This is a genomic window from Streptomyces deserti (genome assembly GCF_054782695.1).
In genome coordinates, this window is sequence record NZ_BAAGRZ010000010.1 from 174,741 (window position 1) to 196,923 (window position 22,183).

Consider the following 22,183-nt stretch of genomic DNA (forward strand, 5'->3'; position numbering starts at 1 on the left):
CAAAGAATCATTGGGCCATTCGTAGGGACTCCACAAAGAAACAGAGTGGCCCGCAGCACGTGATGACAGAGACCTTGACCACAGGGGACGGCTAGGGTTTGCCGGAGGAGTCCTGCGTAGTGCGGTGCGACAAGGGATTTCGCGGGTCGAGCGAGCCTCGTATCACGCTCCGTGTGGGCAAGCTCACCACCGGGGACCTGTCGAAGAGCCGTGTCGGCAGTCCCTAAACTCGGCTTGTTTCAAGGAGGGAGCCTCAATCGTGCGCAAGGTGCTCATCGCCAACCGTGGCGAAATCGCTGTCCGCGTGGCCCGGGCCTGCCGGGACGCCGGGATCGCGAGCGTGGCCGTCTACGCCGACCCGGACCGGGACGCTCTGCATGTCCGCGCCGCGGATGAGGCGTTCGCGCTGGGCGGTGACACTCCGACCACCAGCTACCTCGACATCAACAAGGTGCTGAAGGCCGCGCGCGAGTCGGGCGCCGACGCCGTCCACCCCGGCTACGGCTTCCTCTCCGAGAACGCGGAGTTCGCCCAGGCCGTGCTGGACGCCGGGCTGATCTGGATCGGCCCGCCGCCGCAGGCGATCCGCGACCTGGGTGACAAGGTCGCGGCAAGGCACATCGCCCAGCGCGCGGGCGCGCCGCTGGTGGCCGGTACGCCCGATCCGGTGAGCGGCGCCGACGAGGTCGTGGCCTTCGCCGAGGAGCACGGCCTGCCGATCGCCATCAAGGCGGCCTTCGGCGGCGGTGGGCGCGGCCTGAAGGTGGCGCGGACGCTGGAAGAGGTGCCCGAGCTGTACGACTCGGCGGTGCGTGAGGCGGTGGCCGCCTTCGGTCGCGGCGAGTGCTTCGTCGAGCGCTACCTGGACAAGCCGCGGCATGTGGAGACGCAGTGCCTGGCGGACCAGCACGGCAACGTGGTCGTGGTCTCCACCCGTGACTGCTCGCTGCAGCGCCGCCACCAGAAGCTGGTCGAGGAGGCCCCGGCGCCCTTCCTGTCCGAGGCGCAGGTCGCCGAGCTGTACCGCGCCTCGAAGGCGATCCTGAAGGAGGCCGGCTACGTCGGCGCCGGCACGGTCGAGTTCCTGGTCGGCAACGACGGCACGGTCTCCTTCCTCGAGGTCAACACCCGCCTCCAGGTGGAGCACCCGGTCACCGAGGAGGTCGCCGGCATCGACCTCGTCCGCGAGATGTTCCGCATCGCCGACGGCGAGGAGCTCGGCTACGACGACCCGCCACTGCGCGGCCACTCCTTCGAGTTCCGCATCAACGGCGAGGACCCGGGCCGCAACTTCCTCCCGGCCCCCGGTACGGTCACCAGGTTCGCCCCGCCGTCCGGCCCGGGTGTGCGTCTGGACGCGGGCGTGGAGTCCGGCTCGGTCATCGGCCCGGCCTGGGACTCCCTGCTGGCCAAGCTGATCGTCACCGGCCGTACCCGCAAGGAGGCGCTGCAGCGGGCCGCCCGCGCGCTGGAGGAGTTCCAGGTCGAGGGCATGGCGACGGCGATCCCGTTCCACCGCGCGGTGGTCAAGGACCCCGCCTTCGCCCCCGAACTCACCGGCTCCGACGCGCCGTTCACGGTCCACACCCGCTGGATCGAGACGGAGTTCGTCAACGAGATCAAGCCCTTCGCCGCTCCCGCCGACGCCGCGGAGACGGAGGAGGAGTCGGGCCGCGAGACGGTCGTCGTCGAGGTCGGCGGCAAGCGCCTGGAGGTCTCCCTGCCGGCCTCGCTGGGCATGTCCCTGGCCCGTACGGGCCTGGCGGCGGGCGCCAAGCCCAAGCGCCGCGCGGCCAAGAAGTCCGGGCCCGCGGCCTCCGGTGACACCCTCGCCTCCCCGATGCAGGGCACCATCGTCAAGATCGCCGTGGAAGAGGGCCAGGAGGTCAAGGAAGGCGACCTGATCGTCGTCCTCGAGGCGATGAAGATGGAGCAGCCGCTCAACGCGCACAAGTCCGGCACGATCAAGGGGCTGAGCGCGGAGGTCGGCGCGTCCGTGACGTCCGGCGCGGCGATCTGCGAGATCAAGGACTGAGTGGTCGTACGACGCACCGGGCGCCCGGCGGACTGCAACAGTCAGTCCGCCGGGTGCTTCGTTTTTCCCATGCCCTGGGGCGGTGGCGGGCAGCTGCGGGCGGGTGCGTCCGGCGGTGAGGGTGGGATGCCCGCGGCGGCCTGCGCGGATCCGGTGGGGATGCGCGTAGCGCCTATGGTCTCGTCGCGGGGCGGGGCCTGCGGCCGGGTGGGGCTACGCGCCCAGACGCACGGCCAAGCCGCGGGCGCCGGTCCCGCTCAGCCGCGGCCGGTCGTGCCGCTGGGGGGGGGGAGGGTGGGCGCAGCGGCACCCCGCGGCGCCGGGGCGCGGACCCGCCCCTGCCCAGCTCCAGCGCCGGGCGACCGGCAAGCAGACGGCTGCCGGACACGCGGCTCGGCCGACGGCCGTCACCCCTCACCTGCGTCGCAGATCAGCGACCCGCGCCCGTTCCGCCCCGGGCGTCTGCTCACCCAGGGCCGTCGCCGTGCGCAGCCCCGGTCCGGCGCCGGGAACCTGGCGGCGTGGACCGGGCAGTGACACGTCCCGGCGCTGCTGACGCGCCGGAACCGAATCACCCCCCGACCTCGCGGACCCCGAAGAGCCCGCGGAATCCGAGGAACCCCCCGGCACGCCCGCCACGGCGATCTGCACACCCTGGTCGGCGAGCGCCTGCAGCTCGGTGGCCGCACGGTCGTCGTGGGCGGGCGGTTCGTCCGTCACCAGCCGAGTGATGAGATCCGTCGGCACGGTCTGGAACATGGTGTCCGTACCGAGCTTCGTGTGGTCGGCGAGGACGACCACCTCCGCGGCGGCCTGCACCAGCGCCCGGTCGACGGACGCCGACAGCATGTTGGAGGTGGACAGGCCGCGCTCGGCGGTCAGGCCGCTGCCGGAGAGGAAGGCGCGCGACACCCGCAGCCCCTGCAGGGACTGCTCGGCGCCGCTGCCGACGAGGGCGTAGTTCGAACCGCGGAGCGTACCGCCGGTCATCACGACCTCCACCCGGTTGGCGTGGGCCAACGCCTGGGCCACCAGGAGGGAGTTGGTGACGACCGTCAGCCCGGGCACCCGGGCGAGCCGGCGGGCCAGCTCCTGGGTGGTGGTGCCCGCCCCGACCACGATGGCCTCGCCCTCTTCCACGAAGTTCGCGGCGAGGTCGGCGATGGCGGTCTTCTCGGCGGTCGCGAGATGGGACTTCTGCGGAAAGCCGGACTCCCGCGTGAAACCGCCCGGCAGTACCGCACCGCCGTGCCGGCGGTCGAGGAGTCCTTCTGCCTCCAGCGCGCGCACGTCCCGCCGTACGGTCACTTCGGAGGTCTGGACGACGCGGGCGAGCTCACGGAGCGACACGGCCCCGTTCGCTCGCACCATTTCGAGGATCAATTGGCGACGTTCTGCAGCGAACACGAAACTGACAGTAACCCCAACGACCGTCTGGTTTCAGCAGTATGCGCCGAATAACAGAAGTTGTTCGCACGGAGCGGCGGGAAGTGGTATAGAACCTAGTCCCGCCGCCTATGCCGCACGCACATTCGACAACTCCCCGTGACCAGCGAGGAGTCGGATCCGGCCGTCAGGCGTCGCCCGCCTTGCGGGTGTGGAGCTGCCGGGCGACCTCGGCGATCGAGCCCGACAGGGACGGGTACACGGTGAAGGCGTTCGCGATCTGTTCGACCGTCAGATTGTTGTCGACCGCGATCGAGATGGGGTGGATCAGTTCCGACGCGCGGGGCGCCACGACGACACCGCCGACCACGATCCCGGTGCCCGGCCGGCAGAAGATCTTGACGAAGCCGTCGCGGATGCCCTGCATCTTCGCGCGCGGGTTGCGCAGCAGCGGCAGCTTCACGACCCGGGCGTCGATCTTCCCGCCGTCGACGTCGGCCTGGGTGTAGCCGACGGTGGCGATCTCGGGGTCGGTGAAGACGTTGGAGGAGACCGTCTTCAGGTTCAGCGGGGTCACCGCGTCACCCAGGAAGTGGTACATGGCGATACGTCCCTGCATGGCCGCCACGGACGCGAGGGCGAACACCCCGGTCACGTCACCGGCCGCGTACACGCCGGGAGCCGTCGTCCGCGACACCTTGTCGGTCCAGATGTGACCCGACTCGCGCAGCTTGACGCCGGCCTCCTCCAGACCGAGGCCCGCGCTGTTCGGCACGGCGCCGACGGCCATCAGGCAGTGCGACCCGGTGATGACCCGGCCGTCGGCGAGCGTGACCTCGACCCGGTCGCCGACCCGCTTGGCGGAGGCGGCACGGGAGCGGGCCATGACGTTCATGCCGCGGCGCCGGAAGACCTCCTCCAGCACGGCCGCCGCGTCCGGGTCCTCACCGGGCAGCACCCGGTCCCGGGACGACACGAGCGTCACCTTCGCCCCGAGGGCCTGGTACGCGCCGGCGAACTCGGCACCGGTCACACCCGACCCGACCACGATGAGCTCCTCGGGCAGCTCGGTGAGGTCGTACACCTGGGTCCAGTTCAGGATCCGCTCGCCGTCGGGCCGGGCGTCGGGCAGCTCGCGCGGGTGGCCGCCGGTCGCGATGAGCACCGCGTCCGCCGTCAGCGTCTCCTCGCTCCCGTCGGCGGCGGTGACGACGACCTTGCGCGACCCGTCGAGGGCCTGCATGCCGTCCAGCCGCCCGCGGCCGCGCATCACCCGCGCACCGGCACGCGTGACGGAGGCGGTGATGTCGTGCGACTGGGCGAGGGCCAGGCGCTTCACACGCCGGTTGACCTTCCCCAGGTCCACGCCGATGATCCGGGCCGCCTGCTCCAGCGGCGGGGTGTCGTCGGCGACGATGATGCCCAGTTCCTCGTACGAGGAGTCGAAGGTGGTCATCACCTCGGCCGTGGCGATCAGGGTCTTCGACGGCACGCAGTCGGTCAGGACCGACGCACCGCCCAGACCGTCGCAGTCGACGACGGTCACCTCCGCACCGAGTTGTGCGGCGACCAGCGCCGCTTCGTATCCGCCGGGTCCGCCACCGATGATCACGATCCGAGTCACGTACTCCATTGTCCCGCACCGTTCAACGTGCGACCGCCCGGGGCCCCGGCCGATGCGGCTCTGTTACGGGAGTGACTCCGGTGCCGCTGCCGTACGCTCTCCCCATGTCGCTCTACGCCGCGTACGCCGGCAACCTCGACGCGCGGCTGATGTCCCGCCGCGCCCCCCACTCGCCGCTGCGCGCCACCGGCTGGCTGAACGGGTGGCGGCTGACCTTCGGCGGCGAGCACATGGGCTGGGACGGCGCGCTGGCCACGATCGTCGAGGACCCCCTGGCCCAGGTCTTCGTCGCGCTGTACGACCTCGCTCCCATGGACGAGGAGTCGCTGGACCGCTGGGAGGGCGTCGGCATGGACATATACCGCCGGATGCGGATCCGTGTGCACACCCTGGACGGCGAGGAGCCGGCCTGGACCTACGTCCTGAACGCCTACGAGGGCGGCCTGCCCTCCGCCCGCTACCTCGGTGAGATCGCGGACGCGGCCGAGTCCGCCGGAGCCCCCCACGACTACGTCATGGAACTCCGCAAGCGCCCCTGCTGACAGGCCACGGCAGCCCCTTCCGTCACCGCTCTCGTCGGAAACGACAAGACAACGATCGCCATCTCATCAGCTCTGTCATCTACGCGCGTAGGCACGGACCGGCTACCCTCGTCGGCGTGAACGCATCTCTTCTTCCGGACGACATCCAGGGCGACCCCTACGGCGCCGCCGACGCCGCCGCCGCTCGCCTGCGCGAACTCACGGGCGCCGAGACCCACGACGTCGCCCTCGTGATGGGCTCCGGCTGGGCTCCGGCCGTGGACGCCCTCGGCGACCCCGACGCCGAGCTCCGGGTCACCGAGCTGCCCGGTTTCCCGCCGCCGGCGGTCGAGGGCCACGGAGGCAAGATCCGCTCGTACCGGATCGGCGACAAGCGCGCCCTGGTCTTCCTGGGCCGCACGCACTACTACGAGGGCCGCGGGGTGGCCGCCGTCGCCCACGGCGTCCGCACCGCCGTCTCGGCGGGCTGCAAGACGGTCGTCCTGACCAACGGCTGCGGCGGCCTGCGCGAGGGCATGCGCCCCGGCCAGCCGGTCCTGATCAGCGACCACATCAACCTCACGGCGACGTCCCCCATCGTCGGCGCGAACTTCGTCGACCTCACGGACCTGTACTCCCCGCGCCTGCGCGCCCTGTGCAAGGAGATCGACCCCACGCTGGAGGAGGGCGTCTACGCCCAGTTCCCCGGCCCGCACTACGAGACCCCGGCCGAGATCCGCATGGCCCGTGTCATCGGCGCGGACCTGGTGGGCATGTCCACGGTCCTGGAGGCGATCGCCGCGCGCGAGGCGGGTGCGGAGGTGCTGGGCATCTCCCTGGTCACCAACCTGGCTGCCGGTATGACGGGTGAGCCCCTCAATCACGAGGAGGTCCTGCAGGCGGGCCGTGACTCGGCGACACGGATGGGGTCGCTGCTGGCCCAGGTGCTCGGGCGACTGTAGTTCCCTGGGCTGGGCGGCGTTGCCAGGTGCCCGGCGCGGGTGCGGGGGCAGGCGGGTCGCGCAACCCGGCGCCGCGGGGTGCCGACCAGGCGGCACGATTGCCCGCGGTCAACGGGCCCCGCGGTGCGCACGTACCGCCCCCCGCGAGCCGACGGCCGCCCGGCACCGCAAGATGGACGGGCCCGCACTCGCCCGCGCACGGAAGGGGACGTGTCGGGGGTGTCCGCCCGCAGCGGCCGGCGGATTTGCCGGGTACCCGGCAATGGGCCGGTCCACCGGACCGAGGACGGACACCCCCCGCGCGGCCCCGAACCCAGCACCACCGCGTAGGCGCGGCAGCAACCCCCGCCGAAGCCGCACAGGCCGCCGCAGGCATCCGCATCCGCACCCGCACCCGCACCCGCACCCGCACCCGCACCCAACGACGAGAGGCTGACACGACCGTGCAAGACGACCTCATCGCACAGGCCCAGGCGTGGCTCGCCGAGGACCCCGACGCGGAGACCCGCGAGGAACTCGCCCGGCTCATCGACGCCAAGGACCACGCCGAGCTCGCCGCACGCTTCAGCGGCACCCTCCAGTTCGGCACCGCCGGCCTGCGCGGCGAACTCGGCGCCGGCCCCATGCGCATGAACCGCTCGGTCGTCATCCGCGCCGCCGCCGGCCTCGCCGCGTACCTGAAGAAGAACGGGACCCCCCACGGGGACGCCGACGCCGGCCTCGTCGTCATCGGCTACGACGCCCGCCGCAAGTCGGAGGACTTCGCCCGCGACACCGCCTCCGTCATGACGGGCGCAGGCCTCAGGGCCGCCGTGCTGCCCCGCCCCCTCCCCACCCCCGTCCTCGCCTTCGCCATAAGGCACCTCGGCGCGGTCGCCGGCGTGGAGGTCACCGCGAGCCACAACCCGCCCCGCGACAACGGCTACAAGGTCTACCTCGGCGACGGCTCCCAGATCGTCCCGCCCGCCGACGCGGACATCGCCGCCGAGATCGCCGCCGTGCCCTCCCTGACCGTCGTCCCCCGCCCCACCGAAGGCTGGGAGACCCTCGACGACAGCGTCCTCGACGCCTACCTCGCCCGCACGGACGCCGTCCTCGCCGCCGGCTCCCCCCGCACCGCCCGCACCGTCTACACCGCGATGCACGGCGTCGGCACGGACGTCCTCCTCGCCGCCTTCGCCCGCGCCGGCTTCCCGGAGCCGGTCCTCGTCACCGAGCAGGCCGACCCCGACCCGGACTTCCCCACCGTCGCCTTCCCCAACCCGGAAGAGCCCGGCGCGATGGACCTGGCCTTCGCGAAGGCCCGCGAGGCCGACCCGGACCTGGTCATCGCCAACGACCCGGACGCCGACCGCTGCGCCGTAGCCGTCAAGGACGGTGCCGACTGGCGCATGCTCAGCGGCGACGAGGTCGGCGCCCTCCTCGCCGCCCACCTGGTCGACCGCGGAGCAGAGGGCACTTTCGCGGCGTCGATCGTCTCGTCCTCCCTCCTCGGCCGCATCGCCGAGAAGGCGGGCCTCCCCCACACCGAAACCCTCACCGGCTTCAAGTGGATCGCCCGCGCCGAAGGCCTGCGGTACGGCTACGAGGAGGCCCTCGGCTACTGCGTCGACCCCGGCGGCGTACGCGACAAGGACGGCATCACGGCCGCGCTCCTCATCACGGAACTCGCCTCGGTCCTCAAGTCGGAGGGCCGCACCCTCCTCGACCTCCTCGACGACCTCGCCGTGGAGCACGGCCTGCACGCCACCGACCAGCTCTCGGTCCGCGTCCAGGACCTCTCCGTCATCGCGGCCGCGATGCGCCGCCTGCGCGAACACCCCCCGACCCGTCTCGGCGGCCTGCCGATCACCCGCTCCGAGGACCTCACGCGGGGCACGGACAGCCTCCCGCCCACAGACGGCCTGCGCTACACCCTCGACGGCGCCCGCGTGATCGTCCGCCCCAGCGGCACGGAGCCCAAGCTGAAGTGCTACCTGGAGGTCGTGGTCCCCGTAGCCGCGCACGCCGACCTCCCCGCGGCCCGCGCGAAGGCGACGGACCTGCTGACGTCGATCAAGCGGGACCTGTCAACAGCAGCGGGCATCTGACGCGCGCTTCCCCCACACAGCGGCCGATTGGGTGCCCCTCCCCAGCCCCGGAGACACCCCATCGGCCGCTACCACAGCAGCCGACACGCGCCCCCTCTCAGTCATCCCCGATCTCCCCACCGCACCCCCTCCACCACCAGCCACGCACCCCCAGCAGCACGGCCGGCGCCCACAGCGCCCGACCCGCGTCAGGGGTTGCGGCCCCTCCGGCCCCCTCGCCGCCGAGTCCCCGGTGTCACAGGGCCAGCAGGATCACCAGCAACACCGCCCCGGCAGCCGCCGGCCCCGCGATCTCGTACGCCCACCGCACGGTCACCTCCCCCTGCGCGGACCGAGCCTCCCGCCGATCCGCGTGCAGCTCACGCAGGTCGTCCATGATCCGGTCGGTCTCCGCCCGCGTCGGCCCCTCGGCCACCGAACCGCCCCCCGGCCCGAAGCCCCCGCTCCTGCCACCGCTCAGCCCCGGCCCCCGCCCTCCGGCCCGGCCACCACCACCGCCTCGTACGCCCTCGGCCGCCGCCCGCGCCTCCCGGCGCGCCGCCCTCTTGCGGGCGCGCAGCGAGACGGGGAGGGCCCACAGCTGGTACTTCGTGCCGGAGTTCGCCACCACCTCGTTCGAGTAGCCGGAGCGCAGCGAGGCGACCTCGCCCCAGGGCAGGACGATGATCCGGAAGGGGTTGCGGATCCGCAGCCGGTCCTGGTTGACGTAGACGGCGGGGCGCAGGGTGAAGGCGGCGACCAGGGGTACGGCGAGGAGCAGCGCGGCGAGCGCCAGCCACGGCGTGCGGCCCTGGCCGGAGACCACGGCGTCGATGCCGAGCCATCCGCCGATGCCGAGCAGCAGCACGCCGCCGGCGATGCTCGCGGCCGACCGGTGGACCCGGTCCTTGAACGCGGGCTCCGAGGGCTCCGACGGCTGCGGCGCTGGTGACTGGTGCTCCGGGGTCGTCATGCTCCCGATTCTGCCCGACAGCACCGCACACGCTCCTACGAGGTACCGCCCCGCCCCATCCGCACACGCCCCACCTCATCCGCGCACGCCCCTCCGAAGTACCGCCCCACCTCGTCCGCACACGCCCCCTCCGAGATGCCGCCCCACTCATCCGCCCACGTTCTCCGATTACCGCACCCGCTCATCCGCGCGAACCCCCCGCGAGATGAGCCCCCAGCTCTGTACAGCCGCTACGCGCGTAGATATGCTCGTCTGGTGACCATGCCCACCACTGCACTCCCGCACTCGCTCTCAGACGTCACCGCGTCCGACAGCACGCTGCGCCGCTTCCTCCACGGGCTGCCCGGCGTCGACGCGGTCGGCCTGGAGGCGCGTGCCGCCTCCCTCGGCACCCGTTCGATCAAGACGACCGCGAAGGCGTACGCCATCGACCTCGCCATCTCGATGGTCGACCTGACGACGCTGGAAGGCGCGGACACCCCGGGCAAGGTCCGGGCGCTCGGCGCGAAGGCGGTCCGCCCCGACCCGACCGACCGCAGCGCCCCCACCACGGCCGCGGTCTGCGTCTACCCCGACATGGTGGCCGTCGCCAAGGAGGCCGTCGCCGGCTCGGGCGTGAAGGTCGCCTCGGTCGCCACCGCCTTCCCGGCCGGCCGCGCCCCGCTCTCCGTCAAGCTGGCGGACGTCCGCGAGGCGGTCACCGCCGGTGCCGACGAGATCGACATGGTCATCGACCGCGGGGCGTTCCTCGCGGGCAAGTACCTGAAGGTGTACGACGAGATCGCCGCCGTGAAGGAGGCCTGCGGGACGAGCGCCCGCCTGAAGGTCATCTTCGAGACGGGCGAGCTGTCGACGTACGACAACATCCGGCGCGCGAGCTGGCTCGGCATGCTGGCGGGAGCGGACTTCATCAAGACCTCGACCGGCAAGGTGGCGGTGAGCGCCACGCCCGCGAACACCCTCCTCATGCTGGAGGCGGTGCGCGACTTCCGGGCGCAGACCGGGGTACAGGTCGGGGTGAAGCCCGCAGGCGGCATCCGGACCAGCAAGGACGCGATCAAGTTCCTGGTCCTGGTCAACGAGACCGTCGGCGAGGACTGGCTGGACAACCACTGGTTCCGCTTCGGCGCCTCCTCGCTGCTGAACGACCTGCTGATGCAGCGCCAGAAGCTCGCCACCGGCCGTTACTCCGGCCCCGACTACGTGACGGTGGACTGATCACCATGGCATCGGCATTCGAATACGCCCCCGCACCCGAGTCCCGCTCGGTCGTCGACATCGCCCCCTCCTACGGCCTGTTCATCGACGGCGAGTTCACCGAGGCCGCCGACGGCAAGGTCTTCAAGACGGTCAGCCCGTCGACCGAGGAGGTGCTCTCCGAGGTCGCCCAGGCCGGTTCCGAAGACGTCGACCGTGCCGTCCGGGCCGCCCGCAAGGCCTTCGAGAAGTGGTCGGCGCTGCCGGGCTCCGAGCGCGCCAAGTACCTGTTCCGCATCGCCCGGATCATCCAGGAGCGCAGCCGCGAACTCGCCGTCCTCGAAACCCTCGACAACGGCAAGCCCGTCAAGGAGACGCGCGACGCCGACCTCCCGCTGGTCGCCGCCCACTTCTTCTACTACGCGGGCTGGGCCGACAAGCTGGAGCACGCTGGGTTCGGCCGGAGGACGACAAATGAACACAGCGGGCCCAGCCCGCGGCCGCTGGGCGTCGCGGGCCAGGTCATCCCCTGGAACTTCCCGCTGCTGATGCTGGCGTGGAAGATCGCCCCGGCCCTGGCGACCGGCAACACGGTCGTCCTCAAGCCCGCCGAGACGACCCCGCTCTCAGCCCTGTTCTTCGCGGACATCTGCCGCCAGGCGGGCCTGCCCAAGGGCGTCGTCAACATCCTCCCGGGCTACGGCGACACGGGCGCCGCGCTCGTCGCGCACCCGGACGTGAACAAGGTCGCCTTCACCGGCTCCACCGCGGTCGGCAAGGAGATCGCCCGCACGGTGGCGGGGACGAGGAAGAAGCTCACCCTCGAACTCGGCGGCAAGGGCGCCAACATCGTCTTCGACGACGCCCCCATCGACCAGGCCGTCGAGGGCATCGTCAACGGCATCTTCTTCAACCAGGGCCAGGTCTGCTGCGCGGGTTCCCGCCTGCTCGTCCAGGAGTCGGTCCAGGACGAGCTGCTGGAGGCCCTGAAGCGCAGGCTCTCCACCCTCCGCCTCGGCGACCCCCTCGACAAGAACACGGACATCGGCGCGATCAACTCCGCCGAACAGCTCTCCCGCATCACCTCACTCGTCGAGCAGGGTGAGGCGGAGGGCGCCGAGCGCTGGTCGCCGGCCTGCGAACTCCCCGAGAACGGCTACTGGTTCGCCCCGACGCTCTTCACCAACGTCACGCAGGCGCACACCATCGCCCGCGACGAGATCTTCGGCCCGGTGCTGTCGGTCCTCACCTTCCGCACCCCGGACGAGGCCGTCGCCAAGGCCAACAACACGCCGTACGGCCTGTCGGCGGGCGTCTGGACCGAGAAGGGCTCCCGGATCCTGGCCGTCGCGAACAGGCTCCGCGCGGGTGTCATCTGGTCCAACACGTTCAACAAGTTCGACCCGACCTCGCCGTTCGGCGGCTACAAGGAGTCGGGCTTCGGCCGCGAGGGCGGCCGCCACGGCCTGGAGGCGTACCTCGATGTCTGAGAAGACGACGTCCGAGAAGAACGAGAAAACCGAGAAGAACGAGAAGACCGAGAGGACCGAGCGACTCTCCGTCTTCAAGACCTACAAGCTGTACGTCGGCGGGAAGTTCCCGCGTTCCGAGAGCGGCCGGGTGTACGAGGTGACCGACTCGAAGGGCAAGTGGCTGGCCAACGCACCGCTCTCCTCCCGCAAGGACGCCCGTGACGCGGTGGTCGCCGCCCGCAAGGCCTTCGGAGCGTGGTCGGGCGCGACGGCGTACAACCGCGGCCAGATCCTCTACCGGGTCGCGGAGATGCTGGAGGGCCGCCGCGACCAGTTCGTCCGCGAGGTGGCCGACGCCGAGGGCCTGTCGAAGTCGAAGGCGGCCTCGGTGGTCGACGCGACGATCGACCGCTGGGTCTGGTACGCGGGCTGGACCGACAAGATCGCGCAGGTGGTCGGCGGCGGAAACCCGGTCGCGGGCCCGTTCTTCAACCTCTCCTCCCCCGAGCCGACCGGCGTGGTCGCGGTCGTCGCGCCCCAGGAGTCGTCCTTCCTGGGCCTGGTGTCCGTCGTCGCCCCGGTGATCGCGACCGGCAACACGGCGGTCGTGGTGGCGAGCGAGAAGTCCCCGCTCCCGGCGCTGTCCCTGGGCGAGGTCCTGGCGACCTCGGACGTCCCCGGCGGCACGGTCAACATCCTCTCCGGCCGTACGGCGGAGATCGCCACACCACTGGCCGCCCACCAGGACGTCAACGCGATCGACCTCGCGGGCGCCGACGAGGTGCTGGCGAAGGAGCTGGAGATCGCGGCGGCGGACAACCTCAAGCGGGTGCTGCGTCCCCAGCCTGTGGACTACGCGCGGACGCCGGGCATCGACCGTATGACGGCGTTCCTGGAGACGAAGACGGTCTGGCACCCGACCGGGTCGCTGGGCGCGTCCGGTTCGTCGTACTAGGCACGCCGCGGCTCATCGCGGAGCCGCCGCACAGACCGGAAGCCCCGGCTCTCCTCCGTCCAGGGGGCCGGGGCTTCCGCACGCCGGGCCATGACGCACGACGTCAGATACCGACGCGCTGTATCTGCGGGGCGAGCGCCTGGCGGGTCTCGGTGTCCTGGCTGATCCGGGAGGTCCCGCTGCGCGGCAGCCGGCCCTAAGGAAAGAGCGGGCCGGTGGCCTGGCCGACCACCGGCATCGCCCCGACCGACGACGCCTGCGCGACCGGCCCGGTCACTGCCGCCGGGCTCACCGGCTGGAAGTCGGCGACCTGGGTGCCGACGCCGTTGTCGAGCGGGGTGACGCCCGTGCCGGCGAGCGGGTTGGGCTTCAGTCCCGCGACCGGGCCGGTGGCGTAACCGACCGTGCCGGCCGTCGCCTGGAGACCGGCCTGCGGGCCATCGCCGCTGCCACCTGCTACTGCACCGGGTGATCGAGTGACCACGGAGGGTAGTTGAGGTGTGATGCGCGCTTCAAAGCCGACCCGCAGGGTCGTACGGCGGCCGATCGATGCCTCACACTGGTGTCCCGTGAGTTCCCAACCGCCCATACCGACGCGAGTCGTGCTGCTCTGCGGCCCCTCCGGCTCCGGCAAGTCCCTCCTCGCGGCCCGCTCCGGCCTCCCGGTGCTGCGGCTCGACGACTTCTACAAGGAGGGCGACGACCCGACCCTTCCACTGGTGGCGGGGAGCTCCGACATCGACTGGGACCACCCGGGCTCCTGGGACGCGGACACGGCCGTCGCCGCCATCACGGAGCTGTGCCGCACGGGCCGTACGAACGTCCCCGTCTACGACATCGCCCTCAGCGCCCGCACCGGCGAGGAAACGGTGGAGATCGGGCGGACCCCGCTGTTCATCGCGGAGGGCATCTTCGCCGCGGAGATCGTCACACGCTGCCGGGAGCTCGGCGTCCTGGCCGACGCCCTGTGCCTGAGCCGCGGCCCGGTGAAGACCTTCCGCCGCCGCTTCGTGCGGGACCTCAGGGAGGGCCGCAAGTCGGTGCCGTTCCTGCTGCGCCGCGGCTGGCGCCTGATGCGGCAGGAGCGCGCGATCATCGCCCGCCAGACGGCACTCGGCGCCCACGCCTGCGACCGGGACGAGGCGATGGGCCGCCTGGCGGCCGCGGCGGCGGGGCGGTGCGTGACGGCGCGTACGGCGGTCTGACGGACGTACGCGCGACAAACGAAGGACATCGAAGGGCTACGAAACCTCGAAGAGCTACGAAGAGGGGCGACGAAAAAGCGGGACTGGACGGACCCCCCGGCCCTCCAGTCCCGCTCCCCCGTGGTTCCCCCGTGATCCCCCCTGTGGTGCTTCCCCCGTGCTCCCCCCAGGGCCCCGGATACCGGGACCCTGTTATGCAGACCCCGGTACCTCCCCCGTGATACACCCGGAGCCCTATTTTTTTGCTTCCCCCGGACCTTCAGGCGACCAACTCGCCGAAGGCGTCCTCCTCGTCACGGCCGAAGCTGAGGACCTCGTCCTCGCGCAGCCGGCGGAGCGACCGCCAGATGCTGGACTTCACCGTGCCGACACTGATGTCGAGGATCTCCGCGATCTCCGGGTCCGTGCGGCCCTCGTAGTAGCGCAGGACCAGCATGGTGCGCTGGAGCTCGGGCAGCCGGGCCAGCGCCTGCCACAGGACCGCGCGCAGCTCGGTGCCGCGCATCGCGTCCGTGTCGCCGGGCGTCTCCGGCAGTTCCTCGGTCGGGTACTCGTTGAGCTTGCGACGCCGCCAGGCGCTGATGTGCAGGTTGGTCATGGTGCGGCGGAGGTATCCGCCGACCGCCGCCTTGTCACTGATCCGGTCCCACGCCTTGTACGTCGAGAACAGCGCGCTCTGCAGCAGGTCCTCGGCCTCGAAGCGGTCGCCGGTGAGGTGGTAGGCGGTGGCGTACAGGGAGGCGCGGCGCTCCTGGACGTAGGCGGTGAACTCCGCCTCCGACAGGCTGCGGCGCTCCCCCGAGGCCTCCCCGTACGCGGCTCCCCCGTGCGTTTCCCCCGTGGATGCGTCAACCACCGTCATGTAGGCGGTGTGCTGACGCCCGGCGCCGCGAGCGCACCCCCGCCCTCCCCCAAGCTCTCGGCTTCGCTCGAGCAGGGAGGTGCCCCCAACGACACCGGACTTCTCATTACCCCGGTGCACGTCGTGCAGACGCGTGACCACTGCGCTGGTGCTGGTGCCGTGCAGCGTGTTCATCTCGCGCCCCCCGTCGTGGACTTACCGGTGTTCGGTCTTGCTGTCGTTCTGCTGTCTTGCCTGTGCCGAAAAGCTTGCCGGGGCGACTTCATGGCCGTGTCCGCCGACTGTCACAGAGCTGTCACAGGGGCCGGCCCGCACCATCTCGGACCACAGGTCGAACAGCGAGCCCTCCATGGGCCAGAATGAGCCCGTGCCTTCCCTGTTGCTGATCGAGGACGACGACGCCATCCGGACGGCCCTGGAGCTCTCTCTGACGCGCCAGGGACACCGGGTGGCGACCGCTGCCAGCGGTGAGGACGGTCTGAAGCTGCTGCGCGAGCAGCGGCCGGATCTGATCGTGCTGGACGTGATGCTGCCCGGCATCGACGGTTTCGAGGTGTGCCGGCGCATCCGGCGCACCGACCAGCTGCCGATCATCCTGCTGACCGCGCGCAGCGACGACATCGACGTCGTCGTCGGTCTGGAGTCCGGCGCCGACGACTACGTCGTCAAACCGGTGCAGGGCCGGGTGCTCGACGCCCGGATCCGGGCGGTGCTGCGGCGCGGGGAGCGGGAGTCCAGCGACTCGGCGACGTTCGGCAGCCTCGTCATCGACCGCTCGGCGATGACCGTGACCAAGAACGGCCAGGATCTCCAGCTCACGCCGACCGAGCTGCGGCTGCTGCTGGAGCTGAGCCGGCGGCCGGGGCAGGCGCTGTCGCGGCAGCAGCTGCTGCGGCTGGTGTGGGAGCACGACTACCTCGGTGACTCGCGGCTGGTGGACGCGTGTGTCCAGCGGCTGCGCGCCAAGGTCGAGGACGTGCCGTCGTCCCCGACGCTGATCCGTACCGTGCGCGGTGTCGGCTACCGGCTGGATCCGCCTCAGTGACCCAGGAGCACCAAGGGGGGACCCGCGGCTGGGCCGCGGCGCGCAAGAAGGTTCAGTCGCGGCTGCGTTTCACCAGCCTGCGCCTCAGGCTGGTCGTCGTCTTCGGGCTGGTGGCGCTGACGGCCGCCGTCTCCGCGTCCGGGATCGCGTACTGGCTCAACCGCGAGGCCGTGCTCACCCGCACCCAGGACGCCGTGCTGCGCGACTTCGAGCAGGAGATGCAGAACCGCGCGGGCGCGCTGCCGCAGAACCCGACGCAGGACGAGCTGCAGCACACCGCGGGGCAGATGGCGGGCAGCAGCCAGCGTTTCAGCGTGCTGCTGGTCGCGGAGAACGCCGAGGGCAGGACCGTGTACGGCAGCTCCGGCGGGCTGAACGGCTTCGCGCTGCGGGACGTGCCCGAGTCGCTGCGCGAGGCGGTGAACAAGCGGCAGAAGGTCACCTCGGCCAACAAGCACGCGTACCACCTGTACTGGCAGCGGATCGTCGAGGACGACACCCCGTACCTGGTGGCCGGGACGCGGGTGATCGGCGGCGGCCCGACCGGCTACATGCTCAAGTCGCTGGAGCCGGAGGCGAAGGACCTCAACTCGCTGGCCTGGTCGCTGGGGATCGCCACGGGGCTCGCGCTGATCGGTTCGGCGCTGCTCGCGCAGGCCGCCGCGACGACCGTGCTGAAGCCGGTGCAGCGGCTCGGGGTGGCCGCCCGGCGGCTCGGCGAGGGCAAGCTCGACACCCGGCTGCGGGTGTCCGGCACCGACGAACTGGCCGATCTGTCGCGGACGTTCAACAACGCGGCCGAGGCGCTGGAGAAACGGGTCGCCGACATGGCCGCGCGCGACGAGGCGTCCCGGCGTTTCGTCGCGGACATGAGTCATGAGCTGCGGACGCCGCTGACCGCCATCACCGCCGTGACCGAGGTGCTGGAGGAGGAGCTGGAGTCCGAGGGCGGCGGCATCGACCCGATGATCGAGCCGGCCGTACGGCTCGTGGTCAGTGAGACGCGGCGGCTGAACGACCTGGTCGAGAACTTGATGGAGGTCACCCGCTTCGACGCGGGCACCGCCCGGCTCGTGCTGGACGACGTCGACATCGCCGACCAGATCACCGCGTGCATCGACGCCCGTGCCTGGCTGGACGCGGTCGAGCTGGACGCCGAGCGCGGCATCCACGCCCGTCTCGACCCGCGCCGCCTGGACGTGATCCTGGCCAACCTCATCGGCAACGCGCTCAAGCACGGCGGCTCCCCGGTGCGGGTGTCCGTGCGCGAGGAGGACAGCGAGGTCGTCATCCAGGTGCGGGACCACGGGCCGGGCATCCCCGAGGACGTCCTGCCGCACGTCTTCGACCGGTTCTACAAGGCGAGCGCTTCCCGGCCGCGCTCCGAGGGCAGCGGCCTCGGCCTGTCCATCGCCCTGGAGAACGCGCACATCCACGGCGGCGAGCTCACCGCCGCCAACTGTCCCGAGGGCGGCGCGGAGTTCACACTGCGGCTGCCACGGGACACCTCGACGCTGACCGAGCAGCCCGAGGGCACGCAGAACGGCAAGGGCGGCAGCACCGACCAGAGCAAGGGCGAGGGCTCGAAGGGGGACGCCTGATGAACATACGACGTCTGCCGCGGTTGCTGGCCGTCCCCGCCCTCGCCGTGCTGCTCGCCGGGTGCGGGATCCGGGCGACCGAGGTGCCGACGGACTTCGGGCCGGCGCCGTCACGGGTGCGCTGCTCGCTCGCCGAGCCGGAGGTGTCGACGCAGACCGCGCGCGGTCTGCCGGTGCGGGTGTTCCTGCTGTGCGGCTCCTCGCTCGTGGCCGTCGACCGGACCGTGCGGGTCCCGGACGGCACGGCGGACTCCGAGCGGCGCGTGCTGGTGGCGCAGGGGCTGCTCGACCAGCTCTCGGCGCCGCAGTCGGCCGCCGAGAAGGAGGCCGGGTACACCACGAACGTCCGCGGCGGCATGACCGTGAGCGGACCGCGCCCCGGTGACCCGGACGACACGCTGCGGCTGAGCAGCGCGCCGGGCGCGCTCACCTCGTACGCGCTCGCCCAGCTCGTCTGCACCTTCTCCGACTCGGCGGCCGCCGAGGGCGACGGGTCCGTGATCCTTGGCGGACCCGGCGCCGAACCGCCGCGCCGCTACGAGTGCACCGACGAGGTCCGTGCCCGGCCCGGCAGCAAGGAACCGCCGTCGACGGAGGTCATGGGCGGCTGACGCCCGCTGTGGCGCATGCCTCACCCCGGTACCGGGTGACAACCCGGAACCGATCGTGCCGAAGGCCGCGTCTAGGGGGTCGTGCAGCGTCAAGGCTCCATCGGCGGCAGCGCCGCGATCCGCATCCGTGTGACAGGAGGTTCCCTCCTCGTCGCACACCTCGCGTTCGTCGCCTGGCTCACGCTGCGACCACTGGACGTCCCCTGGGTGATGCCCGCCAACCTGCGTCCGTTCGCCGGGATCCGTGCCGACCTCGCGCTGGGTTGGCCCGAGGCGGCCCGCCGGATCGGCGAGGGGCTCGCCCTGCTGGCGCCGCTGGGTGTGCTGCTGCCGATGGCGGGCGGCCGGCTGGCCGTCTCGCGGCTGGGCTCCCTGGCCCGGACCGTCGCCGCGGGCGCCCTGCTGTCGCTGGGCATCGAGCTGTTGCAGACCGGGGTGCCCGGTCAGGTCGTGGACGTCGACTCGCTGCTCCTCAACACCGTGGGTGTGGCTCTCGCCCACCTCGCCGTCGTCCCCGCGGGCCGCTCGTGGCTGCGCCGCCGGGCCGAGCGCCGGATCCGCACGGTCGTAGTCCAGGAGGAGCCGGCTCAGGGTCGCACCCCGACGATTCCCAGGGTCGGGATCGCCCCGTGGAGTGATGCTTTGCCCCCTTCGTCTCCGTAACGTGGAGTGCAGACGAGGAGCCGGAACGAGGCAGCCAGAACCGGACGCCTCGCACCGACGCCTCGCGAACGAGCCACAAACACGAAGGAGCCGCACATGTCCCGCCTCGCCCGCCCCACCGACGGCCGCATGATCGGCGGAGTATGTGCCGCGCTGGCACGGCGCTTCGGCACCTCCGCGACGACGATGCGGGTGATCTTCCTGCTGTCGTGCCTGCTGCCCGGCCCGCAGTTCCTGCTCTACATCGCGCTGTGGATCTTCCTGCCGTCAGAGGACAAGGCACGCACGGCCTGGTGAGTGCCTGACGCACGCGCGCGATGGGGCGCGCTCCCGGATCCGGGAGCGCGCCCCATCGCGTGCGTGTCCGCAGTCGCGTGGCTCAGCCGAGCGGGATTCCGTTCACCGGCGTGCCCTGCGCGGGCACCCCCTGCACCGGCATGCCGCCGAGCAGCCCGGCGACCGGCTCGGTCGGGCCCTGGGGCAGCTGCTGCTCGCCCAGCTGCTGGGCGATCGGCTGCGCGGTCTCCAGAGCCGGGGCGGCCGCGTGCTGCCCCTGCTCCAGCACGCCACCCGCACCCGGCAGCACCTGGGCGGCCTGCTCCGCCGGCAGCGTCTTGTTCACGGTCTCCAGCGTCTGGCCGGCGTCCGGCAGGGCCGGGGCCGCGTTCGCGGCACCCGCACCGGCGGCGGCGAAGGCGGCACCGAGAGCGGCGACACCGAGGGTCTTGGCAGCAGACTGCTTCATGAAATGCGTCCTCGAAATGACTTGGAATGGGATGACGGGGGTGTGAGCGGTCCAGCGACCGTAGACACGCGTGGCCGCGCGCCGCAAACATCGAAATGCGGACGGATGGTGAACGCCGCCCGCATTCCCCGAACCCGGCTCAGCCCTTCGAATCAGCAGAATCGCTGGTGGACGCGGTCTGCTGGAACAGCCATTCGGACTTCAGCTCGGCATATCCCGGCTTGATCACGTCATTGATCATCGCCAGGCGTTCATCGAATGGAATGAACGCTGATTTCATCGCATTGACGGAGAACCACTGCAGGTCGTCGAGTGTGTAACCGAAGGCCTCGACAAGGTGCTCGAATTCCCGGCTCATGCTGGTGTGGGACATGAGGCGGTTGTCCGTGTTGACGGTCGCGCGGAAGTGCAGGCGGCGCAGCAGGCCGATGGGGTGCTCGGCGTACGAGGAGGCCGCCCCGGTCTGCAGGTTGGAGCTCGGGCACAGCTCCAGCGGGATGCGCTTGTCCCGGACGTACGAGGCCAGCCGCCCGAGCTTGACCGTGCCGTCCTCGTGGACCTGGATGTCGTCGATGATGCGCACCCCGTGCCCGAGCCGGTCGGCGCCGCACCACTGCAGGGCCTGCCAGATGGACGGCAGCCCGAAGGCCTCGCCGGCGTGGATGGTGAAGTGGTTGTTCTCGCGCTTGAGGTACTCGAAGGCGTCCAGGTGCCGGGTGGGCGGGTAGCCGGCCTCGGCGCCCGCGATGTCGAAGCCGACGACGCCCAGGTCGCGGTAGCGGTTGGCGAGTTCGGCGATCTCCAGGGCGCGGGCGGCGTGCCGCATGGCGGTGAGCAAGGCGCCGACGCGGATGCGGTGGCCGTTCGCCTTCGCGCGCCGCTCCCCCTCCCGGAAGCCCTCGTTGACGGCCTCGACGACCTCTTCCAGGGTCAGCCCGCCTTCGAGGTGCTGCTCGGGGGCGTACCGGACCTCGGCGTAGACGACGCCGTCCTCGGCGAGGTCCTCGGCGCACTCTGCGGCGACCCGCACCAGGGCGTCGCGGGTCTGCATGACGCCGACGGTGTGGGAGAAGGTCTCCAGGTACCGCTCCAGGGACCCGGAGTCGGCGGCCTCGCGGAACCAGACGGCGAGCCGGCCGGGGTCGGTATCGGGGAGCTGGGAGTAGCCCGTGGCGCGGGCGAGTTCGACGATCGTGGCGGGGCGCAGCCCGCCGTCGAGGTGGTCGTGCAGCAGAACCTTGGGTGCCCGGCGGATCTGGTCCGGCGTCGGGGTCTTCGCGGTGGTCTGGCTCGTCATCTCCGCACTCTAACTCCTACGCGCGTAGATCGCTCTCTTCCGGCCCCTGTACTTTTCCGTCGATACGTAACGGTGACCCCGCGTAGGGGTGGAGTACACCCGCACTTCTGACACTGTTCTGTCATGGCACAGCAAGCGACGCCGGTTCGCAGGGCCCGGCTGGGGAGGACGCTCGGCCCGGAGCCGGCGGCGGTCAGCGGAGCGGTGCTGCTGCTCCCCGGCGGCGAGGAGGTCTCCAGCCGCAGACCGTCCCCGATGATGGCGACCGCGTCCGTGCGCGCGCTGGGACGCCGTCTGGCCCGCGCGGGCCGGGACGAGGGTCTCGCCGTCCACGTGGTGCACTACCGCTACCGCGGCTGGAACGGCAGCGAGGCACACCTGGCGCGCGACGCGTCCTGGGCCGCCGACGAGGTCGTACGGCGCTACGGAGACGTCCCCGTCTGCCTCGCCGGCATCGGCATGGGCGGCCGGGCCGCGCTGCACGCGGGCGGCCACGAGGCCGTCAACTCCGTGCTGGCGCTTGCCCCTTGGCTGCCCGAGGAGGACGTGGCCGCACCACCCGAACCGGTGAAACAGCTCGCCGGTCGGCGAGTGCTGATCGTGCACGGCACGAACGACGAACGGACCGATCCCGAACTGTCGTTCCGGCTGGCGGCGCGGGCGAAGAAGGCGAACCGGGAGGTGTGCCGGTTCGAAGTGCACACCGACGGGCACGGGTTGCAGCAGTACCGGGACGAAGTCCTGGCGCTGGCCGAGGACTTCGTGATGGGGGTGTTGTTCGGGCGGGCCTTCTCTCGGCCCGTGCAGGATGCGTTTGCCGCGCCGCCGCCGTTGGGGTTGCGGATGCCGCTCGCGGCGGGGTTCGGGAGGTCGTTGCGGCGGTAGCGCCGTGAGGCTTCCGGTTGTTCTCGGGAGCGTTGCGGCGGTAGCGCCGTGGGGCTTCCGGTTGCCTTCGGGGCG

At 71.6% G+C, this 22,183-nt stretch carries 20 protein-coding genes and 1 pseudogene; 14 read left to right on the top strand and 7 right to left on the bottom strand.

The window, feature by feature from the left end; genetic code table 11:
- The first annotated feature begins 259 nt into the window (after positions 1-259).
- Entirely contained in the window at positions 260-2,035 is a 1,776-nt protein-coding gene (locus tag ACYVMZ_RS19425; RefSeq protein ID WP_461081254.1) for an acetyl/propionyl/methylcrotonyl-CoA carboxylase subunit alpha, read from the top strand.
- A 414-nt stretch (positions 2,036-2,449) separates the two neighbouring features.
- Here the strand turns inward: ACYVMZ_RS19425 and ACYVMZ_RS19430 are convergent, their stop codons facing one another.
- On the bottom strand, positions 2,450-3,442 hold the full coding sequence (locus ACYVMZ_RS19430; RefSeq protein ID WP_461081256.1) for a DeoR/GlpR family DNA-binding transcription regulator: 993 nt from the start codon (positions 3,440-3,442) through the stop codon (positions 2,450-2,452).
- A gap of 166 nt (positions 3,443-3,608) precedes the next feature.
- Positions 3,609-5,054 (bottom strand): NAD(P)H-quinone dehydrogenase, encoded by a 1,446-nt coding sequence (locus tag ACYVMZ_RS19435; protein ID WP_461081258.1) that lies wholly within the window; start codon positions 5,052-5,054, stop codon positions 3,609-3,611.
- Between the two features lie 95 nt (positions 5,055-5,149).
- Here ACYVMZ_RS19435 and ACYVMZ_RS19440 point away from each other — a divergent pair, with 95 nt between their 5' ends.
- The 3 genes from ACYVMZ_RS19440 to ACYVMZ_RS19450 all read left to right on the top strand — a co-directional run bounded on the left by ACYVMZ_RS19440 (position 5,150) and on the right by ACYVMZ_RS19450 (position 8,618).
- Positions 5,150-5,587, top strand: a complete 438-nt coding sequence (locus ACYVMZ_RS19440) for a gamma-glutamylcyclotransferase (RefSeq protein WP_461081260.1) — start codon at positions 5,150-5,152, stop codon at positions 5,585-5,587.
- A gap of 116 nt (positions 5,588-5,703) precedes the next feature.
- Positions 5,704-6,528 carry a purine-nucleoside phosphorylase gene (locus ACYVMZ_RS19445; RefSeq protein WP_461081262.1) on the top strand — a complete coding sequence of 275 codons (825 nt, stop codon included), beginning with the start codon at positions 5,704-5,706 and terminating at the stop codon, positions 6,526-6,528.
- Positions 6,529-6,971: 443 nt separating this feature from the next.
- On the top strand, positions 6,972-8,618 hold the full coding sequence (locus ACYVMZ_RS19450; RefSeq protein ID WP_461081264.1) for a phospho-sugar mutase: 1,647 nt from the start codon (positions 6,972-6,974) through the stop codon (positions 8,616-8,618).
- A 235-nt stretch (positions 8,619-8,853) separates the two neighbouring features.
- On the opposite strand, the gene ACYVMZ_RS19455 is transcribed toward ACYVMZ_RS19450, so the two are convergent.
- Positions 8,854-9,570, bottom strand: a complete 717-nt coding sequence (locus tag ACYVMZ_RS19455; protein ID WP_461081266.1) for a PH domain-containing protein — start codon at positions 9,568-9,570, stop codon at positions 8,854-8,856.
- Between the two features lie 261 nt (positions 9,571-9,831).
- Here ACYVMZ_RS19455 and deoC point away from each other — a divergent pair, with 261 nt between their 5' ends.
- From deoC to ACYVMZ_RS19470, 3 genes are read left to right on the top strand one after another with little or no spacing between them, the layout of a single operon-like run.
- Positions 9,832-10,788 (top strand): deoxyribose-phosphate aldolase, encoded by a 957-nt coding sequence (gene deoC, locus ACYVMZ_RS19460; RefSeq protein ID WP_461081368.1) that lies wholly within the window; start codon positions 9,832-9,834, stop codon positions 10,786-10,788.
- 5 nt (positions 10,789-10,793) lie between these two features.
- Positions 10,794-12,257, top strand: coding sequence for an aldehyde dehydrogenase family protein (locus ACYVMZ_RS19465; RefSeq protein WP_461081268.1), 1,464 nt, complete (start codon positions 10,794-10,796; stop codon positions 12,255-12,257).
- Positions 12,250-13,194, top strand: coding sequence for an aldehyde dehydrogenase family protein (locus ACYVMZ_RS19470; protein ID WP_461081270.1), 945 nt, complete (start codon positions 12,250-12,252; stop codon positions 13,192-13,194). Before ACYVMZ_RS19465 ends, ACYVMZ_RS19470 begins: the two co-directional genes overlap by 8 nt.
- A 196-nt stretch (positions 13,195-13,390) precedes the next feature.
- Here ACYVMZ_RS19470 and ACYVMZ_RS19475 read toward each other — a convergent pair.
- A pseudogene (locus ACYVMZ_RS19475) lies at positions 13,391-13,630 on the bottom strand (hypothetical protein); the annotation flags it as partial.
- 133 nt (positions 13,631-13,763) lie between these two features.
- Between ACYVMZ_RS19475 and ACYVMZ_RS19480 the strand changes: the two are divergent.
- Entirely contained in the window at positions 13,764-14,399 is a 636-nt protein-coding gene (locus tag ACYVMZ_RS19480; protein WP_461081272.1) for a uridine kinase family protein, read from the top strand.
- A 259-nt stretch (positions 14,400-14,658) separates the two neighbouring features.
- Here ACYVMZ_RS19480 and ACYVMZ_RS19485 read toward each other — a convergent pair whose 3' ends face one another.
- A complete protein-coding gene (locus ACYVMZ_RS19485; RefSeq protein WP_461081274.1) occupies positions 14,659-15,435 on the bottom strand; it encodes a SigE family RNA polymerase sigma factor in 777 nt (258 codons plus the stop codon).
- Positions 15,436-15,628: 193 nt separating this feature from the next.
- Between ACYVMZ_RS19485 and afsQ1 the strand changes: the two genes are divergently transcribed.
- The 5 genes from afsQ1 to ACYVMZ_RS19510 all read left to right on the top strand — a co-directional run bounded on the left by afsQ1 (position 15,629) and on the right by ACYVMZ_RS19510 (position 19,478).
- Positions 15,629-16,306, top strand: coding sequence for a two-component system response regulator AfsQ1 (gene afsQ1, locus ACYVMZ_RS19490; RefSeq protein WP_187827957.1), 678 nt, complete (start codon positions 15,629-15,631; stop codon positions 16,304-16,306).
- Positions 16,303-17,907, top strand: coding sequence for an ATP-binding protein (locus tag ACYVMZ_RS19495; RefSeq protein ID WP_461081277.1), 1,605 nt, complete (start codon positions 16,303-16,305; stop codon positions 17,905-17,907). Before afsQ1 ends, ACYVMZ_RS19495 begins: the two co-directional genes overlap by 4 nt.
- Positions 17,907-18,518 (top strand): hypothetical protein, encoded by a 612-nt coding sequence (locus tag ACYVMZ_RS19500; protein WP_461081279.1) that lies wholly within the window; start codon positions 17,907-17,909, stop codon positions 18,516-18,518. The genes ACYVMZ_RS19495 and ACYVMZ_RS19500 overlap by 1 nt, the downstream gene beginning before the upstream one ends.
- Positions 18,519-18,599: 81 nt before the next feature.
- A complete protein-coding gene (locus ACYVMZ_RS19505) occupies positions 18,600-19,181 on the top strand; it encodes a VanZ family protein (RefSeq protein ID WP_461081281.1) in 582 nt (193 codons plus the stop codon).
- Positions 19,182-19,277: 96 nt separating this feature from the next.
- Positions 19,278-19,478 (top strand): PspC domain-containing protein, encoded by a 201-nt coding sequence (locus ACYVMZ_RS19510; protein WP_381021955.1) that lies wholly within the window; start codon positions 19,278-19,280, stop codon positions 19,476-19,478.
- An 82-nt stretch (positions 19,479-19,560) separates the two neighbouring features.
- On the opposite strand, the gene ACYVMZ_RS19515 is transcribed toward ACYVMZ_RS19510, so the two are convergent.
- Positions 19,561-19,926: an ATP-binding protein gene (locus ACYVMZ_RS19515; protein ID WP_461081284.1), complete on the bottom strand. Its 366-nt coding sequence runs from the start codon at positions 19,924-19,926 to the stop codon at positions 19,561-19,563.
- 139 nt (positions 19,927-20,065) lie between these two features.
- Positions 20,066-21,223 (bottom strand): adenosine deaminase, encoded by a 1,158-nt coding sequence (locus ACYVMZ_RS19520; RefSeq protein ID WP_461081286.1) that lies wholly within the window; start codon positions 21,221-21,223, stop codon positions 20,066-20,068.
- 123 nt (positions 21,224-21,346) lie between these two features.
- Here ACYVMZ_RS19520 and ACYVMZ_RS19525 point away from each other — a divergent pair, with 123 nt between their 5' ends.
- Complete coding sequence (locus tag ACYVMZ_RS19525) at positions 21,347-22,108, top strand: alpha/beta hydrolase (protein WP_461081288.1); 762 nt, start codon at positions 21,347-21,349, stop codon at positions 22,106-22,108.
- Positions 22,109-22,183: the final 75 nt, after the last annotated feature.